The sequence below is a fragment of the Klebsiella sp. 64 genome (assembly GCF_018223915.1).
In the GTDB taxonomy this organism is placed as follows: domain Bacteria; phylum Pseudomonadota; class Gammaproteobacteria; order Enterobacterales; family Enterobacteriaceae; genus Klebsiella; species Klebsiella pneumoniae.
The window spans coordinates 324,269-346,476 of the sequence record NZ_JAGRQZ010000001.1 but is presented as its reverse complement, the minus strand read 5'-3'; the positions used below and the strand labels follow the sequence as shown (position 1 = coordinate 346,476).

The window sequence follows — 22,208 nt, the reverse complement described above, 5'->3', positions numbered from 1 at the left end:
TAATTAAATTTTATACCGCCCTGGAGTAGTGCCGAACATCCGACGGAACAAGGCTATGAAGGCACTCACATTGTCATATCCCAGATCCAGCGCTATCGCCGTCACTGGCTTGCCGGCAGCCAGAAGCTCAAGAGCCCTGAGTAAGCGTATCCGCTGTCGCCATTCATTGAAGCTAAAACCCGTTTCGGCTCGGAATCGTCGCGTGAGCGTGCGTGATGACATGCCGGCCCAGGCTGCCCATTCTTCCAACCTGCGCCCGTCGTCCGGGTTTGCTGACAGCGCCTGCGCGATTCTGAGCAATCGGCTATCTTGCGGCATTGGGAGCCCAAGATTAACCCTGGGAAGGGAACCAATTTCATCAAGAATAACGCCAGCTAAACGTTTTTGGGACGCAGTAAGCTCTACACCTTGCCATGCAGCCGCTCGCGTTATCGCTTCACGCAGCAGATTTGTCATTGAGAGAACAGATGGCTTATCAGGTAGCTCGCCACAGGCTTTGGCAGAAACATAAACACTCCATCCTGAATATGGACCGTGCGAGCGCAGGCCGTGCGGAACACCTGGCGGTATCCAGACGGCATGTGTTGCCGGTACCACCCAGCGACAATCACCGCCATCGACCGTAAGTAGCCCACGTATGGCACCGATTAACTGCCCACAGCTGTGATGGTGGCGTGGAGTCTCCCGTATTACCTCAGACTGACGTACCGCGACGAGTAAAGTGGGTCCCTGGGGTGAAAACACCGGTTCGAATGGAATCAATGGATCGTGCATATTGGCGTGTTTGAGGTGTTTAATGTCTTTTATACCGTACTGAAGCCAGTTAGTCGATTGTAAAGTATTCATCACTTTCACAGAGGACTAACCATCAAAATGATTACTATTACTAGGGTATTGGATGACATTATCAACCACCAACAGATACCACTGGATCGGATACTCAGTCGCTATTTTAGTCCCGGTTTTCGGCAGCGTACTGATAACAAGTGGGAAGGATTAGATGGCTTTGCTCAGCATGCGCGTAGACTCCGGGAAATTATCGCCTTCGCTAAAATTGAGTTACATGACGAACTTCGTAACGGGAATCTTTATGCCACAAGGCATCGCGTTCTGTGCACCAGGCGCAGCGGAGAAGAGGTGGACATGGAAGTTTATATGTTCGCTGAAATAGATGATTCCGGGCGCTTCATTCGTATCGAAGAAGCCACGCTAATGCTTAAAGGGAGAGAGAGCGATAAAGATTTAGGCAGCGTGAGGTAAAAGAAATATAAGGTTACGACTAGATCAGACAAAAAACCGGGCAGCGCGCCCGGTTATCTTGTCAGACTAAAATTGCCCTACGCACTCAACCCGCGATTTTTCAGCATCGGCTCAATCTGCGGATCGTGCCCGCGCCACTGGCGATAAAGTTCAGCTAAATCAGTGCTGTTCCCGCGTGATAAAATCGCCTCACGGAAACGCTGACCGTTCTCACGGGTCAAACCGCCCTGCTCCACGAACCATTGATAGCCGTCGTCGGCCAGCATCTGGGTCCACAGATAGGCGTAATAGCCTGCCGCATAGCCGCCGCCGAAGATATGGGAGAAATAGCTGCTGCGATAGCGCGGGGGGACCGCCGCCAGATCCAGGTTCTCTTCCCGAAGCACCAGCTGCTCAAACGCGTCCACCTCCTCCGGTAATGCCGAGGTCGACAGGCTATGCCACCGCATATCGAGTAACGCAGCAGCCAATAGCTCGCTCATGTCGTACCCTTTATTGAAGGTTGCCGCACGCAACATATTGTCGCGTAGCGCTTGCGGCATCGGCTCCCCGGACTGGTAGTGCTTCGCGTAGTGGGCAAACACCTGCGGCTGGCTGGCCCAGTGTTCGAAGATCTGCGAAGGAAATTCGACAAAATCGCGCGGCGTATTGGTCCCCGAGAGACTGGCGTAGCGCTGGCTGGCGAACAGCCCATGCAGGGTATGGCCGAACTCATGAAACAGGGTGATCACCTCATCCCACGACAGCAGCGCGCTCTGCCCTGCCTGCGGACGGACGTAGTTGCAGACATTGTAGATAACCGGGCGCTGCGCGCGCAGAGTCGACTGTTCGACAAACACATCCATCCATGCGCCGCCGCTCTTTGAGTCACGAGCGTAGTAGTCACCGTAAAACAGCGCCATCCCTTCGCCGTTGTGATCGAAGATCTCCCAGACCCGCACATCCGGGTGATAGACCGGTATATCGAAGCGCTCAACAAAGCGCAGCCCAAAGAGTTGCGTTGCCGTCCAGAAGACGCCGTCGTGCAGCACCCGCTCGAGGGCAAAATAGGGTTTGAGCTGCGCGTCATCAATGGCATAGGCAGCCCGCCGCACCTGCTCGCTGTAGTAAAGCCAGTCCCATGCCGTCGCGCGAAAACCCCCGCCTTCGTTGTCGATCACCTGCTGGATGTCCGCCAGCTCTCGTTCCGCCCGCGCCCGCGCCGCCGGCGCTATCCGGCGCATAAAGCCCAATGCCTCCGCCGGGGAAGCCGCCATTTGATCGGTCAGCGCCCAGCTGGCGTAATCAGCGGCGCCCAACAGCTCAGCCTGCTGCGCGCGGATCGCCGCCAGCCGCAGTACCAGGTCACGCGTATCATGCTCATCGCCCTGCTGATTGCGGGTCCAGCCGGCGGCGAAGAGATTCTCCCGCGTTTGCCGGTCGCGCAGCGCAAGCAGCTGCGGCTGCTGGGTGGTATTGGTCAGCGTCAGCAACCAGCGGTCGCTAAGCCCTCTTTCACGCGCTGCGTCAGCCGCCGCCGCTATCTCCTCATCGCTCAGGCCAGCCAGTTGATGCCGGTAATCAACCACCAGGCCGCCGCTTTTTGCCGCTCCCAGCAGTCGCTGCTGGAACTGACTTTGCAGCGTAGCCGCTTCGGTGTTCAGTGTGCGCAGCGCCGCCTGCTGCTCGGGAGCCAGCGTCGCCCCGGCGTGAACAAAACGTTGCCACGTCAGGGTCAGGAGACGATAGGACTCGCTGTCCAGCGCCAGCGCGTCGCGCTGCTCGTAGACGCTGTTCACGCGCTGAAACAAGGCCGCATTAAGCCAGATGTCATTCCCCAGCTCGGCGAGTTCGGCGGAAAATTGTTCATCCAGTGATTGAATATAAGGATTGGTATGGGCGCCAGCCATGGCGAAAAAGACCCGCGTCACCCGCGCCAGCAGCTGACCACTCTGCTCCAGCGCCTCGAGCGTGTTGGCGAAACTGGCCGGCTGCGGATTGTCGATAATAGCGCGAATTTCGGCCCGCTGCTGCCGGACGCCCTCATCAAACGCCGGGCGATAGTGGCTGTCGTCAATCACATCGAACGGCGGCGCCTGGTAAGGCAACGTACTGACGCTAAAAAAGGGGTTTCGTTCGGACATCTTTCTCTCCTGTACAGGCTAATGCTGTAAGATTAGGCCTCTCCTTAAGGGGTCGCAATGATTTCCGTTACCGGTCGCCGCCTGTGCGTGCTATGGTATGAAAACACAAAAAGCGTTGAGGAACAGTAAGATGATTATCATGGTCACCGGCGCCACCGCCGGTTTTGGTGAAAGTATTACTCGCCGTTTTATCGCTAACGGTCATAAAGTGATTGCCACCGGTCGTCGTGAAGAGCGCCTGAAGACGCTGAAAGACGAGCTGGGCGATAACCTTTATATCGCGCAACTTGACGTCCGCAACCGCGCCGCCATTGAGACGCTGATTGCTGACCTGCCCGCCGAGTGGCAGGCTATCGATGTGCTGGTGAACAACGCCGGCCTGGCGCTTGGTCTGGAGCCGGCGCACCGCGCCAGTGTGGAAGACTGGGAAGATATGATCGACACCAATAATAAAGGGCTGGTGTACATGACCCGCGCCGTGCTGCCGGGGATGGTGGAGCGCAATCGCGGCCATATCATCAATATCGGCTCTACGGCAGGCAGCTGGCCTTACGCCGGCGGAAACGTCTATGGGGCGACCAAAGCCTTTGTCCGTCAGTTTAGCCTCAATCTTCGTACCGACCTGCACGGCACCGCGGTGCGCGTGACCGACATCGAGCCGGGTCTGGTGGGCGGCACCGAGTTTTCTAACGTCCGCTTTAAGGGCGATGACGCTAAAGCCGAAAAAGCTTACGAAAATACCCAAGCGCTAACCCCGGAAGATGTGACCGAGGCGGTCTGGTGGGTCGCCACCCTGCCGAAACATGTCAACATCAACACCCTGGAGATGATGCCGGTGAGTCAGAGCTTTGCCGGACTCAGCGTTCACCGTCAGGGCTAACCGTCAGCCACCCGGCCTGCGGGCCGGGTATGGGCGGAAACGCAAAAAACGCGTAAAATAGTGCGCATAACCCCCTAAAAAGTAACCATCAATGGCCGCAGAATCGCAACTGAATCCGACGCAACCCGTCAATCAGCAAATTTATCGCATCCTCCGCCGGGATATCGTTCACTGCCTGATCCCGCCTGGTACACCGCTGTCGGAGAAAGAAGTCTCCGTGCGTTTTGCGGTGTCTCGTCAGCCGGTGCGCGAAGCCTTCATTAAGCTGGCGGAAAACGGACTTATCCAGATTCGTCCCCAGCGCGGTAGCTACGTCAATAAAATCTCATTGTCGCAGGTGCGTAATGGTTGCTTCGTCCGCCAGGCGATTGAGTGCGCGGTGGTTCGCCGTGCCGCCGGCATGATTAACGAAGAGCAACTTTATCAGCTGGAACAGAATCTTCACCAGCAGCGTATTGCTGTTGATCGGCAGCAGTTAAACGACTTTTTCCTGCTCGATGATGAATTTCACCAGAAGCTGTCGATTATCGCCGACTGTCAGCTGGCCTGGGAGACAGTGGAAAATATTAAAGCCGCCATCGATCGCGTCCGCTATATGAGTCTGGACCATGTCACCTCTCCGGAGATGCTTCTGCGCCAGCATCATGAGATTTTCACCGCGCTGGAAAAACGCGATGCCGAGGCGGTAGAAAAAGCCATGAGTATCCATTTGCATGAAATCAGCGAATCCGTACTGCTGATTCGCCAGGAGAACCGCGACTGGTTTAGTGAAGAATAAGAGTCAGACGGCTGCCGGCATGGCCGACGCAGCCGTCGTCATTGAAGGGATTATCTAACGACCAATACCGGCGTTTTGGCGTAGCGCAGAATTGACTCGGCGTTGGAGCCCAGCAGATGGGTGGAGATCCCTGGTTTGCGGGAACCAATCACAATGACATCGAACTCTTCGTTGTTACTGATAGCCAGAATTTCGTCACGCACGTTGCCAAAGACTACGCGGGTATGGATCCGCGTCATGGGGATGGCGAACAGTCGCGCCACCTCGCGCATTTTTTTCTCCGACTCTTCTTCCATATAGGCTTCAAACTTACGAATATCCGCCGTAAAACCGCGCAATAGCGAACGGCTGCTGTTCGGCAGAACGTTGAGCAAGGTGATCTCGCCATTTTCGGCCGAAGCGAGAAATTACGCGTGACGCACCGCTTTATCGCTTAAATCCATTTCAAAGACATCAACAGGCAATAAAATTTTTTTATACATGGCCCGTACTCCTTTTGCAGAGAAAGTTCTTTTTCATTAACTTAACTATGCCATTATTGCGGTGAAATACCAGTCATTGTTCGGAAAAATAACAGCTAATTATCTTCAGTAAATCAGGGAAATATAGAGTTATGTATAGACATTGCGTTCGATCATATTCTGCGTCTGCTAAAACCGATCGCTAGCAAAAAATAGACATCAGCGGAGTATCGTAGAAATAACTGAAGAGCCGGTGTCGACCCCGGGACCGACACCGGAAAAAGATTATTGCGCGGCGGCCCACGCGGCGACGGTAGCTTTAGCCCCCTGCCGCTGCAGCGCTAAGTAGGCGCGGGTCACCGCCGTGACAAAGCGTGACTCCTGCGGCAGTTCGACGCCGAAAATAGCCTCAATACCCAGCAGCGCTTTGACTCGCGCTTCGCCATCGGCGCTGGCAGCCACCGCTTGCTGGATAACCGGCAACAACGGGTCGCATATCTCGATTGACTGGCCCGCATCGTCAACGCCGCCAACGTAACGCATCCACCCTGCCACGCCCAGCGCCAGCAGTGTAAAATCACGCTGATGCACCAGATGCCAGCGTATGGAGTCCAGCATGCGCTGGGGCAACTTCTGGCTGCCGTCCATGGCTATCTGCCAGGTGCGGTGCTTCAGTGCCGGATTGCAGTAACGGTCAATCAGCAAACTGGCATAGCGTGACAGATCCACCCCCTGCACCTTCAGCGTTGGTGCCTGTTCGTCCAGCATCAACGACAGCGCCGCGCGACGGTAGTTATCGTCCTGCATACAGTCGTTGATATGCTGATAACCGGCCAGATAGCCGAGATAAGCGAGGAACGAATGGCTACCGTTGAGCATTCTCAGCTTCATCTCTTCGAAAGGCACCACGTCGGCGACCAGTTCCGCTCCCGCTTTCTCCCACTGCGGACGTCCGGCAACAAAGTTATCCTCAATCACCCACTGACGGAAAGGTTCGCAGGCCACCCCGGCCGGGTCGCGCACCCCGGTCAGCTGGGTAATTTTATCGAGGGTTTCGGCAGTCACCGCCGGGACAATCCGGTCCACCATCGTCGACGGAAAGGTGACATTCTGCTCTATCCATGCGGCAAGATCCTCGTCTAAAGCCCGGGCGTAGGCGCAGACGACGTTGCGCATCACGTGACCATTTTCCGGCATGTTATCGCAGGACATCACGGTAAAAGCAGGCAGGCCGGCCGCCCGGCGGCGAGATAAGGCCTCCACCACTACCCCCGCCGCCGATTTTGGCTGGTGCGGGTTATGCAGATCGGCGGCGATCAGCGGGTGATCGAGCTGCAGTTCGCCGCTGGCTGGCGAATGGCAATAGCCTTTCTCAGTAATCGTCAGGGAGACAATGGCCACCTGTGGCTGACACATCGCCGCCAGCACCGCTTCGAGACCATCAACCCCGGCGTGCAGCGCCTGCTTCACCACACCAACCACGCGCGCGGTCCAGGCGTCGGCGGACATTTCGGCGACGGTATACAGCAGATCCTGCTGCTGGAGATCGGCGATCTGCTGCTCGCCGCCAATCAGATTAACTTCGGTGTAGCCCCAGTCGCTGCCGTGCTCGCTGGCCAGTATATCGGCATACACAGCCTGATGAGCGCGATGAAACGCGCCAAAACCAAGATGAACGATACGGGGGATCAGTGCGCTGCGATCGTAGGTCGGCAGCGTGGCGTTAGCGGTTAAGAGGGTGTTTTCCATGATGACTCTCGTTGTTATGTAGCCCATCAACCATTCTCGGGGAGAACTCTCGAGGAGAATGCCTTTGTGCCTCAACCATCTCACGCAATTGGTATAACATCTTTGATTTCTGTCAACTACCATACAAGAAGATCTCGCCTGATAAAGCACGGGGCACGTGGCTGCAATCGCCGCAGTGACAGGATAGCGCAGGTAACGGGAGGAGAAGAACATGGCGGCCGCGCGTCCCTGCGGGCCTGCTGTTGACGAATCGCCGAGCGTTGTTAATCGATGCGAGTTTTGACGATAAAGAAATAGCACAGCGCCCCGGCAAAGGTCACCCCGGCGGCGATCACCAGCGCCAGATTGAAAGAGTGAGTCGTATCCACTACCCAGCCGGTCACGATCGGCGCGAAGGAGGCAAACACAAAGCTGCCGAAGTTCTGGATCGCCGCCACCGAAGCCACTTTATGCTCCGCCACCATTACCTGCACCAGCCCCCAGGCGGACGTCCCGGCAAAATGAACGCAAAACAGCGCCATGGAGATAAAAGCCACCGCCTGGGCTGGCGTGGACGATTGCACCACCAGCAAGGTGCCCAGCGCCGACAGCACCAGACCGATAACAATCGCCGTTTTGCGGGTTTTCGCCTGATCGTAGCCTCTGCGCGCCAGGGCATCGACCACCAGGCCGTTGACCCACATCCCCACCGCCGCGGCAAGAAACGGGATCGCCGCCACCCAGCCGGTACGGGCCAGGCTTAACCCCTGCTGCGCCTGCAAATAGCCGGGCAACCAGGCGATATACAGCCAGCCGGTGTAGTTCACACCGGAAAAGCCGAGGATCATCCCCCAGGTAGTCCGCCGTTTAAACAGAGCCAGCCATTCGCTAAACTTCAGCGCCGGGCGGGCCGCCTCCTCACTGGCCAGATACTGCTGCTCCTCCTCCTGCAGGGTAAACAGCCGACGGTTACGGTAGCCCACATACCAGCACAGGCCGACCACGATCCCGGCTAAACCAATCACCACAAACATCGTTCGCCAACCCCAGGCCAACTGCATGATGACCAGGGCCGGCGGGGCGATAGCCTGGCCCAGCACCGTCGAGGAGTTGAATATTCCCACCGCCGTGCCGCGCTCTCTTTGCGCATACCAGTCGTTGATCGATTTCACGCCGGCTGGCATAAACGGCGCTTCGCCGATCCCGAGGCCAATGCGCAGCAGAATAAAATGCGAGAACGAATTGACCATCCCGGTCAGGGCCTGCATCGCGGACCAGAAAATCAGCCCGGCGCCCAGCACAATCCGTGGTCCCAGGCGATCCAACAAAATACCGGAGGGCAGTTGCGCGAAGCCGTAGGAGAGCGAAAAGGCGGAGAGCAGCACCCCAAACTCGGTGGCGCTAAGGCCCAGGTCGGCGCGTATCGCCTCCCCGGCGACGCTCAGCGAAGAGCGGTCAAGAAAGTTGACGATACCGGCGATAAACAGCAGCGTCAGGGTGATCTTCTGCACCCGACGGATGCGTAACGGCGTCGCCCCGGTCCGGGCGGCAAGAGTCTCGATAGCCATCGTTGTTCCTTACAGAGTCATATGAAATAGGATGTCTGATAAGTAAGGCAACAGGTCGACTACCATACAAGAATTAGGGTTGAAAAAAGCGGCAGGGATCACACATGACGGGCTTAGGCCCGTCCCCACCCCGCCACGATGATTAGCATGCCGCACAGGGCGATTGCCGCGCCCGCCCAGTCATAATGGGTTAATTTGACCCCATCAACGACCCGCAGCCAGAGCAATGCGGTACAAACGTACACCCCACCGTAGGCGGCATATACCCGGCCGCTGGCGGCCGGATGGAGCGTCAGGAGCCAGACGAATAGCGCCAGCGCCAGGGCGGTGGGGATCAGCAGCAGCGGCGTTGCCCCGCGCTTGAGCCATAGCCACGGTAGATAACAGCCGACGATTTCACACAGAGCGGTAGCAAAGAACAGCAGCGTTGTTTTGAGCATTAAAAGATTCGTAAAAGAGACAAAGCGTTGAACCATTCTACGCGATAATGGCCTCTGCCCCACGCTGTTTTGCCGGCTATGCCCAACAAAAGAGCTGTAGTAAACTGAACCTGAGGGTTAACCCATCACTTAAAGGAAATCGTGATGAACATGACACTGAACAAACGCTGGTGCCTGACCGCCATTCTGGCGTTAAGCGCTGTGGTCTACACCTCCAGCTCCTATGCCGCCACCGACCGGCTGGTGATTGAATCTGGCGACAGCGCGCAGAGCCGTCAGCAGGCGTCGATGGAAAAAGAGCAATGGAACGACACCCGCAGCCTGCGCCAGAAGGTGAACAAACGGGCGGAAAAAGAGTGGGATAAAGCCGATGTCGCTTTCGACGCGCAGGATAACTGCCAGAAGAGCGCCAACGTCAATGCCTATTGGGAGCCAAACACCCTGCGCTGTCTTGACCGTCGCACCGGCCGCGCGATCAATCCCTGAGCCGCTCCCTGACCACGCTGGCGCCTGCGGGCGCCGCCTTTCTGTAATCCCTTTTCCGTTTTGACCACAGGAATCTCCATGACCGACGCGCTACACGTCAAACTCCGCCCGCTTGAGCGCGAAGATTTGCGCTTCGTCCACCAGCTCGATAACAACGCCAGCGTCATGCGCTACTGGTTTGAAGAGCCGTACGAGGCCTTCGTTGAGCTCTCCGATCTGTACGACAAACATATTCACGATCAAAGCGAGCGCCGCTTTGTCATCGAATGCAATGGCGATAAAGCCGGACTGGTGGAGCTGGTTGAAATCAACCATGTGCACCGCCGGGCCGAGTTTCAGATCATCATCTCCCCCGACTTCCAGGGAAAAGGTCTCGCCACCCGCGCCGCACGCCTGGCGATGGACTATGGCTTTACCGTGCTCAATCTGTATAAGCTGTATTTAATCGTTGATAAAGAGAATGAAAAAGCGATCCATATTTACCGCAAGCTCGGCTTTATGGTCGAGGGTGAACTGATCCATGAGTTTTTCATTAACGGCGAGTACCGCAACACCATCCGCATGTGCCTGTTCCAGCACCAGTATCTGGCCGAGCACAAAACGCCCGGGCCGTCCCTGCTGAAGCCGACGGCTCAGTAATAATCGATACGGTTTTTAATGGTGTAGTGGCGGGTCAGCGGCGGCTGGACGCTTTCATCGATCACCTGCAGCTCACAGCTCAGCGGATTGTCGTGATCGTCGTAGTCGCAGGTCTGACGCACCGTGCCCAGCGTGCGATCGTTGAAGGTGCTGATGGCGGTATAGTCCAATTTCTTACGCGGATCCTTTGACGGCGTTGAGGCGACGGTAAATCGCTCCTCTTTGGCGGTGGTGGTTTTTCCCAGCGGATAGCCATCGCTGTCATAGCGGTAGGTGGCGGTGGTCTCTTTGCCGCGTGCGCTGATAATAAAACCGTTATCATCCGTCTCCCAACTCACCCCGGCGGCAGGCATCTCCGCCAGCTGACACTTGCCCTGCAGGCGCAGCCGCTTCTCGTGGGTGCGCCCGTCGACGTAATAGTTGGCGTCCAGCAGCAGCGTGGCGCCGGTTTTGTTCTCCACATCTTCCAGGGTCAGCAGATCGAAACACCCTTCCCTGGAGAGCTGAGCGCTCACCTTCTTGACCACCACATCGTGTTCATCCAGCAGCGTCTGGCTAAAATCTTTCACCGGCCCGCGCAGGGGATCAAACTCAAACTCATTGGAAAAACTCGCCATCTCCGGGGTGAAGGCGTCCGGGGCGCTTTTACGGTCGCATGCCGTCAGCAGCAGCGCTGCCGGGATCAGCCAATACAATCTTTTCACAGACGATTCCTTTTGTGTACATCCGATCATATTAGCAAATACAATTGTTTACACCAGTTCTGCTATGCTTAAATCTGGATAACATCGATAAGGAGCGTAAGATGAAACTATCCCTCTGCACCGGCGCTGCGCTACTGCTGTGCTCCACGGCCGTACTGGCGGCTCCCGACTCCTGTGAACGGGTCAAAAGCGACATCCAGCAGAAGATCATCAACAATGGCGTACCGGAAACCGCCTTCAGCCTGGCCATTGTGCCAAACGATCAGGCAGACCAGCCCGGGGTTCAGGTGGTCGGTCATTGCGCCAACGACACCTTCAAAATCACCTATACGCGTAACAGCGACAGTCCCGCCGAAAACGACGCTCAGTAAGCCCTCTTCGGTTTCAAATGAAAGATCTTATCCCTGCATTGACCAGGGATAAGGTCTACTGGCTACCCATAACGTATTATCGCTCACCCCTGCGTCTGTTAATGGCACAGCGGCCCTTCTCCGTACAACATAACGATCATGGAGTGAGCAATGTCGAATCAGGAATCTCCCGGCGGCGTCAGCCGACGCGCGCTACTCAAATCCACAGCCCTCGGCTCCCTGGCGCTGGCCGCCGGCGGGCTGACCCTGCCCTTTACGCTGCGCCGCGCCGCGGCGGCGGTACAACAGGCTACAGGCGACACAACCCGCATTGTCTGGGGCGCCTGCTCGGTTAACTGCGGCAGCCGCTGCGCCCTGCGGCTGCACGTGCGTGATGATGAAGTGGTTTACGTCGAAACGGATAACACCGGCGATGACCGCTACGGCGACCATCAGGTCCGCGCCTGCCTGCGCGGGCGTTCGATTCGCCGGCGCATCAATCATCCGGATCGCCTTAACTATCCCATGAAGCGCGTCGGCAAGCGCGGAGAAGGCAAATTTGTCCGCATCAGCTGGCAGGAGGCGCTGGATACCCTCGCCGACCGCCTGAAGAGCGTGGTAGCGCAGTATGGCAACGAAGCCGTATACATTAACTACTCTTCAGGGATCGTCGGCGGCAACATCACCCGTTCGTCGCCTTCCGCGTCGCCGGTAGCGCGTTTAATGAACTGCTACGGCGGCTCGCTTAACCAGTACGGTACCTACAGTACTGCGCAGATTGCCTGCGCCATGCCCTACACCTACGGCAGTAACGACGGCAACAGCACCTCGGATATTGAAAACAGCAAGCTGGTAGTGATGTTCGGCAACAATCCGGCGGAGACCCGGATGAGCGGCGGCGGCATTACCTGGTATCTGGAGCAGGCCCGCGAGCGCTCTAACGCGCGAATGATCGTCATCGATCCGAGCTACACCGATACCGCCGCCGGTCGGGAAGATGAGTGGATCCCCATTCGCCCCGGCACCGACGCCGCGCTGGTCGCCGGTATCGCCTGGGTGTTGATTAACGAAGATCTGGTGGACCAGCCTTTCCTTGATCAATACTGCGTTGGCTACGACGAGAAAACGCTCCCGGCCGGGGCGCCGGCGAATGGTCATTACAAAGCCTATATCCTCGGCGAGGGCGACGACGGGATCGCTAAAACGCCGCAGTGGGCCTCGCGTATTACCGGTATCCCCACCGATCGCATCATTAAGCTGGCGCGCGAAATCGGCATGAGCAAGCCGGCCTACATTTGCCAGGGCTGGGGGCCCCAGCGCCAGGCCAACGGCGAACTCACCGCCCGGGCGATCGCCATGCTGCCGATCTTAACCGGCAACGTCGGCATCAACGGCGGCAATAGCGGCGCCCGCGAATCAACCTACACCATCACCATTGAGCGCCTGCCGGTGCTGGAAAACCCGGTGAAGACCGCCATCTCCTGCTTTACCTGGACCGACGCCATCGCGCGCGGTCCAGAGATGACCGCCAGCCGCGATGGCGTACGCGGAAAAGAGAAGCTGGATGTGCCGATCAAGTTCCTGTGGAACTACGCGGGCAACACCATCATCAACCAGCACTCCGACATCAATAAGACCCACGAAATTCTGCAGGATGAAAGCAAGTGCGAAACCATTGTGGTTATCGACAACTTTATGACCTCGTCGGCGAAATACGCCGACCTGCTGCTGCCCGACCTGATGACCGTTGAGCAGGAGGATATCATTCCTAACGATTACGCCGGCAATATGGGCTATCTGATTTTTATTCAGCCCGCCACCTCAGCGAAGTTCGAACGCAAACCGATTTACTGGATCCTAAGCGAAGTGGCGAAACGACTCGGCGACGACGTGCATCAACGTTTTACCGAGGGACGTACCCAGGAACAGTGGCTGCAGTATCTGTACGCCAAAATGGTGGCGAAAGATCCGGCGCTGCCGGCCTACGAGGATCTGAAGCGAATGGGCATCTACAAGCGCAAAGACCCGAACGGCCACTTCGTCGCCTATCGCGACTTCCGGCGCGATCCTGAAGCGCATCCGCTCAAAACCCCGTCCGGCAAAATTGAAATCTACTCCAGCCGACTCGCAGAGATTGCCGCCCGCTGGCAGCTGGAGAAAGACGAAGTTATCAGCCCGCTGCCGGTCTACGCCTCCACATTTGAAGGCTGGGACGATCCGCTGCGCAGCCAGTATCCGCTGCAGCTGTTTGGTTTCCACTATAAAGCGCGCACCCATTCCAGCTACGGCAACGTTGATGTATTACAAGCGGCCTGTCGCCAGGAAGTATGGATCAATCCGCTTGACGCGGAAAAACGCGGGATTAAAAACGGCGATATGGTGCGCGTTTTTAATCAGCGCGGCGAAGTCCGTCTTCCGGCGAAAGTGACGCCACGCATCATGCCGGGGGTCTCGGCGATGGGCCAGGGCGCCTGGCACGACGCCAATATGACCGGAGATCGGATCGACCATGGCGCCTGCATGAATACCCTGACCACCCACCGCCCGTCGCCGCTGGCGAAGGGGAATCCACAGCATACCAACCTGGTCGATATCGAGAAGGTTTAAGGAGTAAACCATGAGCACGCAATATGGATTCTTTATCGACTCCGCTCGCTGTACCGGATGCAAAACCTGCGAGCTGGCCTGTAAGGACTACAAGAACCTGACTCCGGAGGTCAGCTTCCGCCGGATCTATGAGTATGCCGGCGGCGACTGGCAGGAGGACAACGGCGTCTGGCAGCAGAACGTGTTTGCCTATTACCTCTCCATCGCCTGTAACCACTGCGAAGATCCGGCCTGCACCAAGGTCTGTCCGAGCGGCGCGATGCATAAGCGCGAAGACGGTTTTGTGGTGGTCAACGAAGAGGTATGCATTGGCTGCCGCTACTGCCATATGGCCTGCCCGTACGGCGCCCCGCAGTATAACGCCGACAAAGGCCATATGACCAAATGCGATGGCTGTCACGAGCGCGTCGCCGAGGGGAAAAAGCCGATCTGCGTCGAGTCCTGCCCGCTGCGGGCGTTGGATTTCGGGCCAATTGCCGAACTGCGCGCTAAGCACGGCCAGCTGGCCGCGGTAGCGCCGCTGCCGTCGGCGCACTTTACCCGGCCGAGTATCGTTATCAAACCTAACGCCAATGCCCGGCCGTGTGGCGATACCACCGGTTACCTGGCGAACCCGAAGGAGGTGTGAGATGGGAAACGGATGGCATGAATGGCCGCTGGTGCTGTTTACGGTGCTGGGTCAGTGCGTGGTCGGCGCGACCATCGTCAGCGGTCTTGGCTGGCTGGCGCTGGGGGACCAACGGGAAGCCCGGCGGCGGCTGGTGCGCAATATGTTTTTTATCTGGCTGTTGATGGGCATTGGTTTTCTTGCTTCGGTGATGCATCTCGGTTCACCGCTGCGCGCGTTTAACTCGCTGAACCACATCGGCGCCTCGGCGCTGAGCAACGAAATCGCCAGCGGCGCTCTGTTCTTCGCCGTGGGCGGATTCTGGTGGCTGCTGGCGGTGCTGGAAAAAATGCCGGCGACGCTGGGTAAAGTCTGGCTGGCGATCGCCATGCTGTTAGGGCTGCTGTTTGTCCTCGCAATGACCCGGGTTTATCAAATCAATACCGTGCCAACATGGTACAATGGCTACACCACCAGCGCGTTCTTTCTGACGGTGCTCCTCAGCGGGCCGCTGTTTGCCGCCCTGCTGCTGCGGCTGGCGAAAGTCAACTTTAACGGCTGGTTTTTTGCCGGACTGAGCGTGGCCGCGCTGGTCATCAGCGCCGCAGTTATCATTATGCAAAGCGCCGGGCTCAGTACCCTTCACAGCTCGGTTCAGCAGGCGGCCACCCTGCTGCCAGATTATGGCAAACTCCAGGCGCTACGCCTGGTACTGCTGGCGCTGGGCCTCGGCTGCTGGCTATGTCCGCTGATCCGCCGCCAGCCGCCGCGCGCTACGGGGCTGCTGATCGGCCTGCTGCTGGTCTTGATCGCCGAATGTATTGGCCGCGGCCTGTTTTATGGTCTGCATATGACCGTCGGTCTGGCGGTTGCCGGTTAATGAGACGGCGCGCAGGCGCGCGCCGCAGAAAGGAATAAGTGATGATGCCGATCCCAAATCGCGACGCCGTCGCGTTAAGCGCCCGCACCCTGGGCGCGCTGTTCTCTTATGCGCCGAATAGCGCGGAAATTGCGCCGCTGGTCGCCGCCTTCCAGGACGGGAGCTGGCAACAGCAGTGGCCCTTCCCGGTCGCAGCCCCGATGGCGTCAGGGTTTGCCGCATCGGCTGAAGAAACGTTGCCGGAAGCCTGGCAGCGCCTGTTTATCGGGCCATGGGCCCTGCCGGCGCCGCCCTGGGGCTCTGTCTGGCTGGATAAAGAGTCTGTGCTGTTTGGCGATTCCACGCTGGCTCTGCGCCAGTGGATGCGCGAGAACGGTATCGCGCTGGAGGCCGATGGCAACGAACCGGAAGATCATTTCGGCACCGTGCTACTCCTGGCGGCATGGTTGTGCGAAACGGAGCAGGATGCGTTGTTCGCTCAACTGCTGGCCTGGCACCTGCTGCCGTAGTCCGGGCGTTTCCTGAGCGTCTTTGTCGACCATGCCGCCCACCCCTTCTATCAGGCGCTGGGTCAGCTGGCGCAGGCGACTCTGGCGCAGTGGCAGGAGAATCTGCCGATCGCCGTGGCGCAAAAACCGCTCTATCGTTAACCCTTCGCCGCGCCGGTATCCGGCGCGGTTTTATTTTGCCGCTTCCCAGCCTTTCACCCGCACTTATCGCTTTTGCATCTAAGGTTATTCCCTATCACAATAAGCCAATGTTTTCCGAACCTCGCCGTGACTAATGCATCGTCTTCATCCCTATCCTGATGTGCAGGTGATGTTTCGCCGCCTGCTGATCGCCACCCTGATTGGCCTTCTCGCCGCCCTGGCGGTGGCGCTGTTTCGCCACGCTATGGTGGTGCTGGAAACGCTGTTGCTCAGTAATGACAGCGGGAGCCTGGTCAACGCCGCACAGTCGCTGCCGGCGTGGCGTCGGCTGGTTACCCCCGCGCTGGGCGGCCTGACGGCGGGAACCTTACTCTGGCTCTGGCAACGACGCAGCGTCGCGCGTCCGCATGCCGCCACCGATTATATGGAAGCCCTGGAGACCGGCGACGGCTGTTTCGATACGCCGGCAAGCCTGGTGAAATCACTGGCGTCATTGCTGGTCGTGGTGACCGGCAGCGCGATTGGCCGGGAAGGCGCCATGATCCTGCTGGCCGCGCTGGCGGCCTCGCTGTTTGCCCGTCGCTTCACGCCGCAGAGAGAGTGGAAGCTATGGGTCGCCTGCGGCGCGGCTGCCGGGATGGCCAGCGCCTATCATGCCCCGCTGGCCGGCAGCCTGTTTATTGCTGAAATTCTCTTTGGCACGCTGATGCTGGCCTCGCTTGGGCCGGTGGTGATCTCGGCGGTGATCGCCCTGCTGTTGACGCAGTTTCTTAATGGCGGCGCCGCGCCGCTGTATCACGTCGTGTTACAGCAGAACCTCAGCGCCCTGCACTATGGCTTAATGCTGGCGACTGGCCTGCTGGCCGGGCTGTGCGGGCCGCTGTTTATCTGGCTGATGGACTACAGCCACCGCGGGTTCGTTAAACTGAAGCTGGCGCCTCCGTGGCAGCTGGCGCTGGGCGGGCTGATTGTCGGCGGCTTATCGCTCATCACCCCGGCAGTATGGGGCAACGGCTACAGCGTAGTGCAAAGCTATTTGCTGCTGCCGCCGTCCGGTGCGCTGCTGGTGGGCGTATTTATCTGCAAACTGCTGGCGGTGCTGGCCAGCAGCGGCTCCGGCGCGCCAGGCGGGGTCTTTACCCCGACGCTGTTTGTCGGCCTGGCGATGGGCATGCTGTTTGCCTGCTTCAGCAGGCTGTGGCTGCCGGGAAGTGAAGAAATGGCCATCATGATGGGTCTGACCGGCATGGCGGCGTTTCTGGCCGCCACGACCCATGCGCCGATCATGTCAACCCTGATGATTTGCGAGATGACCGGGCAGTATACGCTGCTGCCCGGTCTGCTGATAACCTGCGTCGTGTCGTCTGTGCTGTCGCGGACGTTACGCCGGGATTCGATCTATCGCCATCACGTTGCCGAGCATGTCTAAGTCGACGTAGCGGCTCAGCTCACGCTGTTCGGCGCGCGGCAGATAAGGCAGCTCGCCGATCAGCGGCGCCGGCAGCTTTTTGCTGAGGACATCGATGATTTCGGCGTAGTGCGCCAGACCAGGGTTGATCCGATTGGCCACCCAGCCAATCAGCGGTAAACCGTCATTGGCGATCGCCTGGGCTGTCAGTAGCGCATGGTTGATGCACCCCTCCTGGATCCCCACCACCATCAGCACAGGGAGCTGCTCCTGAACCACCCACTCGGAAAGCGGCCGCAGGTCGTTCATCAGGCTGCGCCAGCCGCCGGTGCCTTCAACCACCACGTGTTCGACCTGCGCGGCCAGACGCTGCAAACCATCGGACAGCAGACCGTAGTTGATCGGGCAGCTATGCGCCACGCTGCTCTCGTCTTCGCTTAAGGCGATGGGGTTGACAGCCTCATAAGGTAACGCCAGCGTGGAGACGCTCTGCAACACCAGCGCATCTTTGTTACGTAAACCGTCCGGCGTCTCTTTGCTGCCCTTCGCCACAGGCTTATACCCGGCCACGCTTTTGCCTCTGGCAGCAAGTGCCTGCAACAGCGCACGGGAAACCACTGTCTTCCCGACAGAGGTGTCTGTACCTGTAATAAAGAAACGCTTAAACATCACTAACCCCACAGTTTTGTCGATGAAATATACGGGAGAGAAATAATCAACGGTGGGCAAAGTCTACGTGAAGCCGTCTGAGGTCAGCTTGAGATAGCGCAATTTTTGGTGTGACTATGAAAAAATGTTAACCCTGTAACAGTCGTATGAGTAAGGATCCGTTATAGAGCGCATCTTTGACCAGCGCCGCGCCAGCCATCGTTCCGCGGTTGGAGAACTGAGTACTTTCAACGGTAATATGCCGGCTATAGGCTGGGAGAGATTGTTGCCGAATACAGCTGGAAATTGCCGGAAAAAGAATTTCTGCCGCCAGATTGAACGGCGAGCCAATCAGAATTTTCTGCGGATTAAACAGATTGACCATGATCGCCAGAATCCGCCCAACGTGATTACCCACGCCGCTGATGATGTCCCGGGCTAACAAATCGCCCTGCAGCGCCGCCTGACAAAGCCACTCCACGCTCAGCGGACGCTGGTGCAGCAGCGAGCTCATCGACTGCGCCATGCGCATCTGCGCCAGCTCCAGCACGCTTTCTACGCTGGCAATTGTCTCCAGGCAACCATGGTTGCCGCAGTAACAGCGTTTGCCGTAGGGATCGACCTGGGTATGGCCAATCTCCACCAGGCTGCTGCTGCCGGCGTGCAGCAGGCGCCCATCGGTGATCACCCCGGCGCCGACGTTATGATCGATGACCACCTGAATGACGTCCCGGGCGCCGCGCGAGGCGCCAAACAAAGATTCCGCCATAGTCCAAGCGCTGATGTCATGCTGAATATAGACTGGCACCCCGGTATGATTGGCCAGCGCTTCGCCGAGCGGGACATCTTTAACATCCTCATAAAACGGCATGCGATGAATAATGCCATTTTCGGTATCGATAATACCGGGCATCGTCATGGCGATGGAGGTAAGGCGTTCCAGCTTCTTTTGATGGCGAATAAAGAAGCGATCAATATGGTCGATAACGCGCGTCAGAAACGGCGTGCTGTCGGTAAGCGCCAGCTCCAGCTGATCCTCCACCACCAGCTGACTGCTTAAATCACGCAGCGAAAGATGGATCTCACCGCGGCTGATGCGCACCGCCAGATAGTGCCATGCCTCGGTCTCCACCATCAGCCCCACCGCCGGGCGGCCGCGGCTGCCGGGCTCCTGGATCTCGGTCTCCTGAACCAGATGCGCTTCCAGCATTTCGCGGACGATTTTGGTGATGCTGGCCGGCGCCAGTTGCGCAAATCGGGAAAGGTCGATACGCGATACCGGGCCGAGCTGATCAATCAGGCGATACACGGCGCCCGCATTGGTCTGCTTTATTTGATCGATATGGCCTGGTTGACTATCCGCTACCACCATTGACTCCCTTATTTTCGCGCTTCGAAATAAACTTTCGGCTATGGTGAAGCACTTCGACGGTGAACGTCAAATTTTTACTTAGCCTTGTGATTTACCGCACATTTCCAGCCCCTTTTCGCCTCAATTATGCTCGCTTTTCCAGGAGAGCAGCGCCTCACGAAAGCGTTTTGCCAGTGCCCCTTGCTCATGGTGTTTAGACCACACCAGCCACATCTCCGATACCGCATCCTGTTCGTCGATCGGCAGCCAGCGCATTTCACTGAGCTGGACGCGCTGAAAGGAGGCCGGGAGGATCGATACCCCCAGTCCGGCGGCCACCAGACCAATAATCGTCATTGCCTCCCCCACCTCCTGGGCAATCTTCGGCGTGTGGCCGTAGCGGCGCAGCAAGCCGAGGATGTCGTCGTACAGGCCAGTGCCGACGTGCGGGTCGAAAAAGACGAAGGGCTCGCGCGCCAGCGCCGCCAGGCTGACCGAGGGCTGGCGGGCCAGCGGGTGATTCGCCGGGACCATCGCCAACAGCGGCTCGCGCAGAACCCGCTCCCACGCCAGGGTGTCCGGCAGTTGAGTATTGCGCAGCAGCCCCAAATCCAGAGCCCCCTCGCTCAGGGGCACTATCTGTTCGCGGGTGTTAGTCTCGCGGGTGAGAATATGCACATCCGGAAGGCGTTGGCGAAACATCGATAGCGTATCGGAGACGGCCTTAATAAAAGGGGCCGAGGAGGTAAAGCCGATGCGCAGCTCACCCGTTTCGCCATGGTGTAGACGGGCGGCGCGAGCAGCCGCCTCATCCACCTGGGCGAGGATTTGTCGGCTATCGGCGAGAAACTGCTTTCCGGCCGCCGTCAGGCTGACGCTGCGGTTGGTACGGGCAAACAGGCGAGCGCCGGTCTGCTGCTCAAGGATCTGAATCTGCTGACTTAGCGGTGGTTGAGAGATGTTCAGTCGCGCCGCGGCGCGGCCAAAATGTAGCTCCTCGGCGACGGCGACAAAGTAGCGCAAATGACGCAACTCGATATTCATATTTAAAACGTCTTATTTGAGATTATTAATATATTAGACAGAATATTTACATTTTCATACCCTAAAAATGTGAGCTGAATGGTCACAACACTCTGTTGGTAAGCAACAACTTCTACGCAAGGAATTCTCTGTGAGTCGTACTACAACCGTTGACACCGTGCCGGCGGGCGAGGTCAGCGTCGCTGGTGCATCCCGCCCGGATCCGTTTATTAAACGTGGCACCCCGCAGTTTATGCGCGTCACTCTCGCGCTGTTCTCCGCCGGTCTGGCCACCTTTGCCCTGCTCTACTGTGTGCAGCCGATCCTGCCGGTGCTGTCGAACGAGTTTGGCGTGTCGCCGGCCAGCAGCAGTATTTCGCTTTCAATTTCCACGGCGATGTTGGCGGTGGGCTTGCTGTTTACCGGCCCGCTGTCGGACGCTATAGGCCGCAAGCCGGTGATGGTCACCGCCCTGCTGCTGGCCGCCTGCTGTTCACTGTTGTCGACTATGATGACCAGCTGGCACGGCATCCTGATTATGCGCGCGCTCATCGGCCTGTCACTGAGCGGCGTAGCGGCGGTCGGCATGACCTATCTGAGCGAGGAGATCCACCCCAGTTTCGTCGCCTTTTCGATGGGACTCTATATCAGCGGCAACTCCATCGGCGGCATGAGCGGCCGCTTGCTGACCGGGGTCTTTACCGATTTCTTCGGCTGGCGCGTGGCACTGGCGGCGATCAGCGGCTTTGCGCTGGCCGCGGCGATTATGTTCTGGCGTATCCTGCCCGAGTCGCGCCATTTCCGCCCGACCTCGCTGCGACCGAAAACGCTGCTGATTAACTTCCGTCTGCACTGGCGCGACCGTGGCCTGCCGCTGCTGTTCGTCGAAGGTTTTCTGCTGATGGGCGCTTTTGTCACCCTGTTTAACTATATTGGCTACCGGCTGATGATGTCGCCGTGGTCGTTAAGCCAGGCGGTGGTAGGCCTGCTGTCGGTAGCTTATCTCACCGGGACCTGGAGTTCACCGAAGGCAGGGGCCATGACCGTACGCTTTGGCCGCGGGCCGGTGATGCTTGGCTTTACAGCGGTGATGCTCTGCGGCCTGCTGCTGACGCTCTTTTCTTCCCTGTGGTTTATTTTCATCGGCATGCTGCTGTTTTCCGCTGGCTTCTTCGCCGCGCATTCCGTCGCCAGCAGCTGGATTGGCCCACGCGCCCGCCGCGCCCGCGGTCAGGCATCATCGCTGTATTTGTTCAGCTATTATTTGGGTTCAAGTCTTGCCGGGACGTTAGGCGGGGTATTCTGGCATCACTACGGCTGGAACGGCGTCGGTGGGTTTATCGCGCTGCTGCTCCTTGCCGCGCTGTTGACCGGCACCTGCTTACATCAGCGACTGAAATAGTCGCGTGTGACGTGGCCTGCGGGCCACGTTTCACCACATGCCCATTATGGAAGACAAGCCCATCAGCTCTCTGACGGCATCAACGGACAGCAGTGCAATAAACAGCCAGGTGAACGGATTCATAAACCACCCCCGAACCTCCAGACCTGTGTAATCGATCACAGTTTAGTACCGTTATGTTACCGTTTTCTGTCACACCGATCACAGAGGTGAGC

At 58.1% G+C, this 22,208-nt stretch carries 21 protein-coding genes and 2 pseudogenes; 12 read left to right on the top strand and 11 right to left on the bottom strand.

All coding sequences use genetic code 11. The annotated features are described in order from the left end of the window. Positions 1–3: 3 nt before the first annotated feature. On the bottom strand, positions 4–774 hold the full coding sequence (locus tag KHQ23_RS01675) for a helix-turn-helix domain-containing protein (RefSeq protein ID WP_223174961.1): 771 nt from the start codon (positions 772–774) through the stop codon (positions 4–6). 99 nt (positions 775–873) lie between these two features. Between KHQ23_RS01675 and KHQ23_RS01670 the strand changes: the two genes are divergently transcribed. Next, complete coding sequence (locus KHQ23_RS01670) at positions 874–1,260, top strand: nuclear transport factor 2 family protein (protein WP_021465457.1); 387 nt, start codon at positions 874–876, stop codon at positions 1,258–1,260. Positions 1,261–1,337: 77 nt separating this feature from the next. On the opposite strand, the gene dcp is transcribed toward KHQ23_RS01670, so the two are convergent. Continuing rightward, positions 1,338–3,383 (bottom strand): peptidyl-dipeptidase Dcp, encoded by a 2,046-nt coding sequence (gene dcp / locus KHQ23_RS01665; protein ID WP_004190268.1) that lies wholly within the window; start codon positions 3,381–3,383, stop codon positions 1,338–1,340. Positions 3,384–3,513: 130 nt separating this feature from the next. Between dcp and ydfG the strand changes: the two genes are divergently transcribed. Both ydfG and KHQ23_RS01655 read left to right on the top strand, forming a co-directional pair. Next, a complete protein-coding gene (gene ydfG, locus KHQ23_RS01660) occupies positions 3,514–4,263 on the top strand; it encodes a bifunctional NADP-dependent 3-hydroxy acid dehydrogenase/3-hydroxypropionate dehydrogenase YdfG (protein WP_002903733.1) in 750 nt (249 codons plus the stop codon). Between the two features lie 91 nt (positions 4,264–4,354). After that, complete coding sequence (locus KHQ23_RS01655) at positions 4,355–5,041, top strand: GntR family transcriptional regulator (protein WP_002903730.1); 687 nt, start codon at positions 4,355–4,357, stop codon at positions 5,039–5,041. Between the two features lie 50 nt (positions 5,042–5,091). Here KHQ23_RS01655 and KHQ23_RS01650 read toward each other — a convergent pair. The 4 genes and pseudogenes from KHQ23_RS01650 to KHQ23_RS01635 all read right to left on the bottom strand — a co-directional run bounded on the left by KHQ23_RS01650 (position 5,092) and on the right by KHQ23_RS01635 (position 9,274). Then, positions 5,092–5,523, bottom strand: a pseudogene (locus tag KHQ23_RS01650) (universal stress protein). 264 nt (positions 5,524–5,787) lie between these two features. Next, positions 5,788–7,251, bottom strand: a complete 1,464-nt coding sequence (locus KHQ23_RS01645; RefSeq protein ID WP_002903726.1) for a mannitol dehydrogenase family protein — start codon at positions 7,249–7,251, stop codon at positions 5,788–5,790. Positions 7,252–7,514: 263 nt separating this feature from the next. Then, on the bottom strand, positions 7,515–8,798 hold the full coding sequence (locus KHQ23_RS01640; protein WP_032434487.1) for an MFS transporter: 1,284 nt from the start codon (positions 8,796–8,798) through the stop codon (positions 7,515–7,517). A gap of 113 nt (positions 8,799–8,911) precedes the next feature. Next, positions 8,912–9,274, bottom strand: a complete 363-nt coding sequence (locus KHQ23_RS01635; protein WP_004219442.1) for a YnfA family protein — start codon at positions 9,272–9,274, stop codon at positions 8,912–8,914. Between the two features lie 108 nt (positions 9,275–9,382). On the opposite strand from KHQ23_RS01635, the gene KHQ23_RS01630 reads away from it, so the two are divergent. Together KHQ23_RS01630 and speG are read left to right on the top strand one after the other, a co-directional pair. Further along, positions 9,383–9,724 (top strand): DUF1283 family protein, encoded by a 342-nt coding sequence (locus KHQ23_RS01630; protein WP_002903720.1) that lies wholly within the window; start codon positions 9,383–9,385, stop codon positions 9,722–9,724. Positions 9,725–9,802: 78 nt separating this feature from the next. After that, on the top strand, positions 9,803–10,363 hold the full coding sequence (speG, locus tag KHQ23_RS01625; protein ID WP_002903719.1) for a spermidine N1-acetyltransferase: 561 nt from the start codon (positions 9,803–9,805) through the stop codon (positions 10,361–10,363). Here speG and KHQ23_RS01620 read toward each other — a convergent pair. Then, on the bottom strand, positions 10,357–11,067 hold the full coding sequence (locus KHQ23_RS01620; protein ID WP_004183934.1) for a YnfC family lipoprotein: 711 nt from the start codon (positions 11,065–11,067) through the stop codon (positions 10,357–10,359). The two genes, speG and KHQ23_RS01620, sit on opposite strands and share 7 nt — an antisense overlap. 101 nt (positions 11,068–11,168) lie before the next feature. Between KHQ23_RS01620 and KHQ23_RS01615 the strand changes: the two genes are divergently transcribed. From KHQ23_RS01615 to clcB, 6 genes and pseudogenes are all read left to right on the top strand, one after another. Then, complete coding sequence (locus tag KHQ23_RS01615; RefSeq protein ID WP_002903714.1) at positions 11,169–11,438, top strand: DUF1161 domain-containing protein; 270 nt, start codon at positions 11,169–11,171, stop codon at positions 11,436–11,438. A gap of 150 nt (positions 11,439–11,588) precedes the next feature. Beyond that, on the top strand, positions 11,589–14,024 hold the full coding sequence (gene ynfE / locus KHQ23_RS01610; RefSeq protein WP_211776828.1) for a selenate/tellurate reductase subunit YnfE: 2,436 nt from the start codon (positions 11,589–11,591) through the stop codon (positions 14,022–14,024). A 10-nt stretch (positions 14,025–14,034) separates the two neighbouring features. Further along, complete coding sequence (locus tag KHQ23_RS01605) at positions 14,035–14,652, top strand: DMSO/selenate family reductase complex B subunit (RefSeq protein WP_004152235.1); 618 nt, start codon at positions 14,035–14,037, stop codon at positions 14,650–14,652. A gap of 1 nt (position 14,653) precedes the next feature. Beyond that, a complete protein-coding gene (locus KHQ23_RS01600; RefSeq protein WP_032434485.1) occupies positions 14,654–15,511 on the top strand; it encodes a DmsC/YnfH family molybdoenzyme membrane anchor subunit in 858 nt (285 codons plus the stop codon). Positions 15,512–15,552: 41 nt separating this feature from the next. Then, positions 15,553–16,161: pseudogene (gene dmsD, locus KHQ23_RS01595) on the top strand (Tat proofreading chaperone DmsD). Positions 16,162–16,294: 133 nt separating this feature from the next. Beyond that, the gene (gene clcB, locus KHQ23_RS01590; RefSeq protein WP_032434481.1) at positions 16,295–17,590 is read left to right on the top strand and encodes a voltage-gated ClC-type chloride channel ClcB; all 1,296 of its coding nucleotides are present in this window, start codon (positions 16,295–16,297) and stop codon (positions 17,588–17,590) included. Here the strand turns inward: clcB and bioD are convergent. The 3 genes from bioD to KHQ23_RS01575 form a co-directional block, all read right to left on the bottom strand. Then, positions 17,543–18,238 carry a dethiobiotin synthase gene (bioD, locus tag KHQ23_RS01585; RefSeq protein ID WP_002903703.1) on the bottom strand — a complete coding sequence of 232 codons (696 nt, stop codon included), beginning with the start codon at positions 18,236–18,238 and terminating at the stop codon, positions 17,543–17,545. The genes clcB and bioD overlap by 48 nt on opposite strands. Before the next feature lie 127 nt (positions 18,239–18,365). Next, a complete protein-coding gene (mlc, locus tag KHQ23_RS01580) occupies positions 18,366–19,586 on the bottom strand; it encodes a sugar metabolism global transcriptional regulator Mlc (protein ID WP_002903701.1) in 1,221 nt (406 codons plus the stop codon). A gap of 123 nt (positions 19,587–19,709) precedes the next feature. After that, the gene (locus KHQ23_RS01575; protein ID WP_002903700.1) at positions 19,710–20,612 is read right to left on the bottom strand and encodes a LysR family transcriptional regulator; all 903 of its coding nucleotides are present in this window, start codon (positions 20,610–20,612) and stop codon (positions 19,710–19,712) included. A gap of 130 nt (positions 20,613–20,742) precedes the next feature. Here KHQ23_RS01575 and KHQ23_RS01570 point away from each other — a divergent pair, with 130 nt between their 5' ends. Next, entirely contained in the window at positions 20,743–21,993 is a 1,251-nt protein-coding gene (locus tag KHQ23_RS01570) for an MFS transporter (protein WP_032434479.1), read from the top strand. Between the two features lie 30 nt (positions 21,994–22,023). Here the strand turns inward: KHQ23_RS01570 and KHQ23_RS01565 are convergent, their stop codons facing one another. Next, on the bottom strand, positions 22,024–22,116 hold the full coding sequence (locus KHQ23_RS01565) for a hypothetical protein (RefSeq protein WP_004206050.1): 93 nt from the start codon (positions 22,114–22,116) through the stop codon (positions 22,024–22,026). Positions 22,117–22,208 lie beyond the last annotated feature (92 nt).

Coding starts and splice junctions, on each gene's coding strand:
- KHQ23_RS01675 (WP_223174961.1), bottom strand. CDS start 774: ATGCACGATCCATTGATTCCATTCGAACCGGTGTTTTCACCCCAGGGA.
- KHQ23_RS01670 (WP_021465457.1), top strand. CDS start 874: ATGATTACTATTACTAGGGTATTGGATGACATTATCAACCACCAACAG.
- dcp (WP_004190268.1), bottom strand. CDS start 3,383: ATGTCCGAACGAAACCCCTTTTTTAGCGTCAGTACGTTGCCTTACCAG.
- ydfG (WP_002903733.1), top strand. CDS start 3,514: ATGATTATCATGGTCACCGGCGCCACCGCCGGTTTTGGTGAAAGTATT.
- KHQ23_RS01655 (WP_002903730.1), top strand. CDS start 4,355: ATGGCCGCAGAATCGCAACTGAATCCGACGCAACCCGTCAATCAGCAA.
- KHQ23_RS01645 (WP_002903726.1), bottom strand. CDS start 7,251: ATGGAAAACACCCTCTTAACCGCTAACGCCACGCTGCCGACCTACGAT.
- KHQ23_RS01640 (WP_032434487.1), bottom strand. CDS start 8,798: ATGGCTATCGAGACTCTTGCCGCCCGGACCGGGGCGACGCCGTTACGC.
- KHQ23_RS01635 (WP_004219442.1), bottom strand. CDS start 9,274: ATGGTTCAACGCTTTGTCTCTTTTACGAATCTTTTAATGCTCAAAACA.
- KHQ23_RS01630 (WP_002903720.1), top strand. CDS start 9,383: ATGAACATGACACTGAACAAACGCTGGTGCCTGACCGCCATTCTGGCG.
- speG (WP_002903719.1), top strand. CDS start 9,803: ATGACCGACGCGCTACACGTCAAACTCCGCCCGCTTGAGCGCGAAGAT.
- KHQ23_RS01615 (WP_002903714.1), top strand. CDS start 11,169: ATGAAACTATCCCTCTGCACCGGCGCTGCGCTACTGCTGTGCTCCACG.
- ynfE (WP_211776828.1), top strand. CDS start 11,589: ATGTCGAATCAGGAATCTCCCGGCGGCGTCAGCCGACGCGCGCTACTC.
- KHQ23_RS01605 (WP_004152235.1), top strand. CDS start 14,035: ATGAGCACGCAATATGGATTCTTTATCGACTCCGCTCGCTGTACCGGA.
- KHQ23_RS01600 (WP_032434485.1), top strand. CDS start 14,654: ATGGGAAACGGATGGCATGAATGGCCGCTGGTGCTGTTTACGGTGCTG.
- clcB (WP_032434481.1), top strand. CDS start 16,295: ATGCATCGTCTTCATCCCTATCCTGATGTGCAGGTGATGTTTCGCCGC.
- bioD (WP_002903703.1), bottom strand. CDS start 18,238: ATGTTTAAGCGTTTCTTTATTACAGGTACAGACACCTCTGTCGGGAAG.
- KHQ23_RS01575 (WP_002903700.1), bottom strand. CDS start 20,612: ATGAATATCGAGTTGCGTCATTTGCGCTACTTTGTCGCCGTCGCCGAG.
- KHQ23_RS01565 (WP_004206050.1), bottom strand. CDS start 22,116: ATGAATCCGTTCACCTGGCTGTTTATTGCACTGCTGTCCGTTGATGCC.